The organism is Bradyrhizobium sp. MOS001 (assembly GCF_004634465.1).
Taxonomy (GTDB): Bacteria; Pseudomonadota; Alphaproteobacteria; order Rhizobiales; family Xanthobacteraceae; genus Bradyrhizobium; species Bradyrhizobium barranii.
Genome location: NZ_SPVJ01000109.1, coordinates 1 through 5,387, shown reverse-complemented (window position 1 = coordinate 5,387; position 5,387 = coordinate 1). Strand labels below are relative to the sequence as shown.

5 protein-coding genes and 1 tRNA gene are annotated in these 5,387 nt (G+C 65.0%); 2 read left to right on the top strand and 4 right to left on the bottom strand.

Annotated elements, in window-relative coordinates:
• Window positions 1–465: 465 nt before the first annotated feature.
• The 3 genes from CT676_RS42865 to CT676_RS42855 form a co-directional block, all read right to left on the bottom strand.
• Window positions 466–540 (bottom strand) — tRNA-Val (locus tag CT676_RS42865).
• Between the two features lie 157 nt (window positions 541–697).
• Window positions 698–1,996: a hypothetical protein gene (locus CT676_RS42860; protein WP_085398735.1), complete on the bottom strand. Its 1,299-nt coding sequence runs from the start codon at window positions 1,994–1,996 to the stop codon at window positions 698–700.
• A gap of 220 nt (window positions 1,997–2,216) precedes the next feature.
• Window positions 2,217–2,822 (bottom strand): DUF1134 domain-containing protein, encoded by a 606-nt coding sequence (locus CT676_RS42855; protein WP_028151234.1) that lies wholly within the window; start codon window positions 2,820–2,822, stop codon window positions 2,217–2,219.
• 139 nt (window positions 2,823–2,961) lie between these two features.
• Between CT676_RS42855 and CT676_RS42850 the strand changes: the two genes are divergently transcribed.
• Entirely contained in the window at window positions 2,962–3,447 is a 486-nt protein-coding gene (locus tag CT676_RS42850; protein WP_085398734.1) for a YHS domain-containing (seleno)protein, read from the top strand.
• Here CT676_RS42850 and CT676_RS42845 read toward each other — a convergent pair.
• Window positions 3,441–4,271, bottom strand: a complete 831-nt coding sequence (locus tag CT676_RS42845; RefSeq protein WP_094183830.1) for a 3'(2'),5'-bisphosphate nucleotidase CysQ — start codon at window positions 4,269–4,271, stop codon at window positions 3,441–3,443. The genes CT676_RS42850 and CT676_RS42845 overlap by 7 nt on opposite strands.
• Before the next feature lie 170 nt (window positions 4,272–4,441).
• Between CT676_RS42845 and CT676_RS42840 the strand changes: the two genes are divergently transcribed.
• The gene (locus CT676_RS42840; protein ID WP_063985400.1) at window positions 4,442–5,095 is read left to right on the top strand and encodes a histidine phosphotransferase family protein; all 654 of its coding nucleotides are present in this window, start codon (window positions 4,442–4,444) and stop codon (window positions 5,093–5,095) included.
• Window positions 5,096–5,387: the final 292 nt, after the last annotated feature.

The following is a 5,387-nucleotide window of genomic DNA, read 5'->3' as shown; positions in this document are numbered from 1 at the left end:
GCGTTGAGAGCGTGAGGGGCGGCGGATCAAAGCCGGTCGGCCTTACCGAATGGCCGAAAGACATCCGTCGGCTACAGCCGACTTTTGCAACAAAATCGGTCAAAAGCCGACCTCGGGTGAATGACCGCTTTTGGCAAAGCGGACGTTCGCACGCCTCGCAAGGGAGCTTTCAGCGACTCTTGAAATCTAGGATCAATGGTGGGCGCACATGGGATCGAACCATGGACCTCTCGCGTGTCAAGGCGGGCTAGTCGCTCGGTGGTGCGGGCCTCTCCTTGGATGATGCCATCATGCCGGTGTTTTGCCCGACGCGTCAATCGAAATTCGGAAAATGCGCAACCCATTGATCCGACTGATGCCGGCTACTGTGCATGGGGTTGTTTTCGACATTTTTGATCAGACGGCCCCGACAGCCGTCAGGCCTGGGTGATCGTTCGCAACCGGCAGAGGGTTCAGGAAGATGGATGGTGGGCGCACAAGGGATCGAACCTTGGACCTCTCCCGTGTGAAGGGAACGCTCTCCCGCTGAGCTATGCGCCCGGGACCATCATGCCGACGGCCGGACTTTCGGCCGGCCGGCACATCGGAGCCCGCGATTTAGAAGTGCGGGCCAAAGGTGTCAAGTTTCCAGGCGCCTCGAAGCCGGAAAACCTTCCGTCAATCACGCAATCGCAGGCGAAACCGTGGTTTGGGCCGCTTATGCGCCCTGCTGGCGGGCGCGGGAGGCGTGGGCCTGCAGCGCGCGGATGCGCTCGGCGAGCGTTCCGCCGCCCTCGGGCAGGGTGATTGCGGCCGCGCCATTGCCAGCGGCGTCATTGGCCGGGCGCGGCGCCGGTTTCGGGGGCTGGCCGGCCTCGGCCGCCAGCAGCGCCTCGATCGGCGAGTTCGGGCCTTCGAGCTGCATCGCGAGTTTTGCAACTTCAGCTGCGATGTCGTTGATGCGCTCGCGCAGCAGCGCATTCTCCATGCGCTCGGTCGCCCAGGAACTCTCCGCCTGCTGCTGGATCGCATTGATGTCGCGCTGGAGCTTGGCGCGCTCGTCGCGCGCGGTGCGCAGCTGCTCCTCCAGCGCGGTCTTTTCCGCGCGGAGCGATTCGAACGCCGCCGACGACTTGCCGCCGCTCAAGCCGGCGATCTCGACGCGCAGCTCCTTGATAATGCGATCATTGCCCTCGTTGGCCTGGCGGAGCTGGTTGTTCTCGTAGTCGCGCTCGGCGAGCAGCTTGCCCTGCGTGGCGAGGCGGCCTTCGAGATCGGCGACGCGGCCCGACAGCATCTCGGCCTCTTTCACCTGCACGATCAGCTGGCGATCGAGCTCGGTGACGCGCTGGCTCAGATTCTCGACACGGCCGCGCGCATCGCCGAGCTCGCGGGAGGCGGTCTCGGATTCGGTCCGCTCCTGCGTCAGCCGCGCCTGCGTGGCGGCAAATTCCTTCTCGGCGTCGCCGACGCGATTCTTCAAGTTCTCTATCTGCGCGCGCACCGCGACCAGCTCGACCTGCCGGCTCTCCGCCATCATCGAGCGGTCGGACAGCTCGGAATTAATTTTTGCGAGCTCGCCCTGCTTGTCGGTCAGCGCATTCTCGGCGGCGCGCAGGGCCTCGGTCTTGGCGCTGAATTCCTCTTCGGTGGCGCGGAGCTGTTCCTTCACCGCCTTCTCGCGCGCCTCCAGCGCGAAGATCGTGGCGTTCTTCTCGCCGAGCTCGATCTTCATGCGGTTGATAGCGTCGCTCTTCTTGCCGAGCTCGGCGAGCTGGCTCGTGGTCTTGTTCTTGAGCTGGTCGACGCTCATCTCGAGCCGCCGCGCCGACATGGCGAATTCGGCCCGGAGCTGGTCCTTGTCGGCCTGGATCTCGGCCATCGACAGAGGCGTCGCGGCCTCGAGCCGGCGCGTGGTCAGGCGGACCGCGCGGTTATGCACCAGCGGCACGATGGCAAGCCCGCACAGCATCGAGAGCAGGAAGCCGATCGCCAGGTACATGATCGGTTCGACCATGGGGCCAGAACTCCGAAAGCAAGGAAAAATTTACCAAAGACAATGCATGGCGGGCCGGCAAAAAGCCAGCCCCGCCCTGTTGTTAACGTGAATCCGGAATCGGACCGGAGGAGGGAGCCCTAGAGCATGATCCGGACCCGAAGGGCCGCGTCAGCGCAAAGTGCGCAACGGTTTTCCGGAAAGATCATGCTCGAACAACAATCTAAAGCGCGATCGCGCTTTAGAACGGGTTCCAGGTCGCGCGCGGGGTGAATTTCAAATAGCCGATATTGGCGCCCAGCCGCAGCCCAAGGCCCGAGCGGATCGGCACCAGCACGATGTTGTTGGCGGTGAGCGCCGTCATGCCGAAGCCGCCGATGATATAGGCCGAGCCGTCGATGCCGGCGAAGCGCTGGTAGATCGCGTTGGTGGCGGGCAGGTTATAGACCAGCGTCATGGTGCGCGCGCCGTCGCCGCCCCAGTCGAAGCCGAGCGAGGGGCCCTGCCAATAGACGCGCAGGTCGCCGGCGTTCTTGGTGTAGAGCGTGCCTTCGCCGTAGCGCAGGCCGGCAACGAAGGCGCCGGACCCTTCCTCACCCAGGATATAGCCGTTGGGCAGGCCCCACTGGCTGACGGCCTTCTCGATGATCGAGGCGAGCCCGCGCGAGACGTTGCCGAAGAAGCGGTGGCCGGCGGTCACGAGCTCGTCCGGCCCATAGGTGCTGGGTGACGGGCTCCGCTGCGGCGGCGGCAAATTGGGCGGCGGCGGCTGCTGGGCGGAGGCCGGGACGATCCAGCCGACCAGCGCGGCAAGCGCGACCGCAGCAAGGCGTGATGCGAAAGTCATAAAAGAACCCCTGGTATCGAATCCCGCCGCTTCCTTAACCTGACGCCAACAGGCACGGCTCTAGGTTGCGCCGGATGTCCCCTCGACTCGGATGTTATCCGCAGCAACTATGACGGCACAACGGCAGGAAGATAGCCCTTTGCGCCCCGGAATCGCCTTGATCCGCTTTCTGGTCTGCCTGCTGGCCGGCATTTGGATCGCTTGCGCAGGTTTGCCGGCCGAGGCCGCCACCACCGAGCGGATCGTCGTCAACCGCTTCAGCGGCGTGGCGATCGAGGGGTTCGACCCAGTATCCTATTTCGTCGATGGCGCGGCCGTGCAGGGGACGGCCGAGTTCGAGGCGAACCTCTGGGGCGCGGTCTGGCGTTTCCGCAACGAGGGCAACCGGGCGTCCTTCCTGGCCCATCCCGAGATCTATGGACCGCAGTTCGGCGGCTACGATCCGGCCGACATCGCCCGCGGCGTCGCCGTCGCCGCCAATCCCCGCTTCTACGTGATTTCGGCGCAGCGGCTCTATCTGTTCAGCCGGGAGGCCAACCGCGATGCCTTCGCCGCCGACCCGGAGCGCTTCCTCTATGAGGTGCGCAAGCGCTGGCCGGCGCTCCAGGAACAGCTCAGTCAGTAGCGGTCCGCCGCCTGCGGATCGCCCCAGGCGATGAATTCCGGGATAATGAAGCCGGTGTCGCCGCGCTGGCCGAATCGGAGCTCGCCACCCTTGCCGTCGGTGACCTTGCCGCCGGCCGCCGTTACGACCGCGCAGCCCGCCCCGACATCCCATTCGCAAGTGGGTCCGAAGCGGGGATAGATGTCGGCGCTGCCCTCCGCGATCCGGCCGAATTTCACCGCCGAGCCGACCGTCTTCCTGACCGCATTGGGCCGGCCGTCGATGAACGCCTCGCTTCTGAGGTCGCCATGGGAACGGCTCACCGCCGCGATCCAGGGCTCGCCCTGCGTCGGCAGCGTGCGGGTGCGGACCGGTTCGGCAGCACCGATGCTCGTGCCGTCAAAACTGACGCGCTCGGCGCCGCGGCCGACGATGCCGCGCCAGAGCAGACCGAGCGCGGGCGCGGCTACGATGCCCAGCAACGGCACGCCTTCGGTCACAAGGGCGAGGTTGACGGTGAACTCGTCGCGGCCGGCGACGAACTCCTTGGTGCCGTCGAGCGGGTCGATCAGGAAGAAGCTGTCGCGGAATGGCGGCGAGGCGAGCTGGGTCCGCTCTTCCGACAGCGTCGGCACGTCGCCCGCAAGCTGCGCCAGGCCGTCGGCGATGATGCGGTCGGCGGCGAGATCGGCCTCGGTGACCGGCGAGCCGTCCTGCTTGCCGTCGACCCGCATCGCTGCGCGGTTGACCGCGAGAATCGCTTCGCCCGCCTTCACCACCAGCGCAGTGAGCGGCTCCATCAGGTGGGAGGCGGCCGGGCCGTCGATGATCCGCTTCACCTGCATGCCTCATTCATCGGCAATTCCATCCTACTCGACTGATTCGCTGCGGCTTTAGGGCCGCTTCGAGCCGATCGCAAGCTAGCTGCCACGGGCTTGCGAATGTTAGAACCTGCGGCATTCGTCAAGCATGCGTGATTCGCCGCGTCCGCGCCGTGCAATTCCAGGAACCCTTTATGTCTGACGCTTCGTCACCCGGTACCGCTACCGCTCCAGATGCGCTCGAACTCGCCGCGCTCCTGTGCTCGCGGGTCTGCCACGATCTCATCAGCCCTGTCGGCGCCATCGTCAATGGGCTCGAAGTGCTCGACGACGATCCCAAGCCCGAGGATCGCGAGTTCGCGCTCGATTTGATCCGCAAGAGCGCGAAAACCGCCTCCGCCCGCCTCCAGTTCTGTCGCCTGGCCTTCGGCGCGGCCGGCTCGTCCGGCGCGCAGATCGACCTCGGCGACGCCCAGACCATGGCGCGCGGCCATATCGAGGACGGCAAGTGCTCGATCACGTGGAATCTGCCGCGGCTCTTGCTGCCGAAGAATCGCGTCAAGCTGCTGCTCAATATGCTGGTTGTTTCCCAGCACACGATCCCGCGCGGCGGCATGCTGACGATCGATCCGATCGGTGACGGCGAGACCATGAGCTTCCGGGTCACCGCGACCGGTCATAATGCGCGCCTGCCGCAGAACATCTCCGAACTCCTGAGCGGGGAGCGCGGCCCGGCCGCGGATGCGCACGCGATCCAGCCTTATTATACGCGGCTGTTGGCAGAGGCTTGCGGGCTCACCGTGCGGCTCGCGCACGAGGGCGAAGCCATCACCATCACCGCGTCGTAGGCGCGCCGCGGCCCTCAAACGTTAATCGAATCTTTACGAGGCGCTTCGGCTTGTCCGGAGCGCCTTATCTCTTTGTTGGTTCCGTTCTTTTGCACATACTCAACCATTATTAAACGCTTTGCGGTGAAGCTGGCCCCATTCCGAAATGGCGCATCACAAGTCGTGCGCGCCCTCCCTGTATGAAGGCCTGTTTTCATGGATGATCTGTTGCGGGAGTTTTTGACGGAGACCAGCGAGAGCCTGGACACCGTCGACAATCAGTTGGTGAAGTTCGAGCAGGAGCCGAACAACG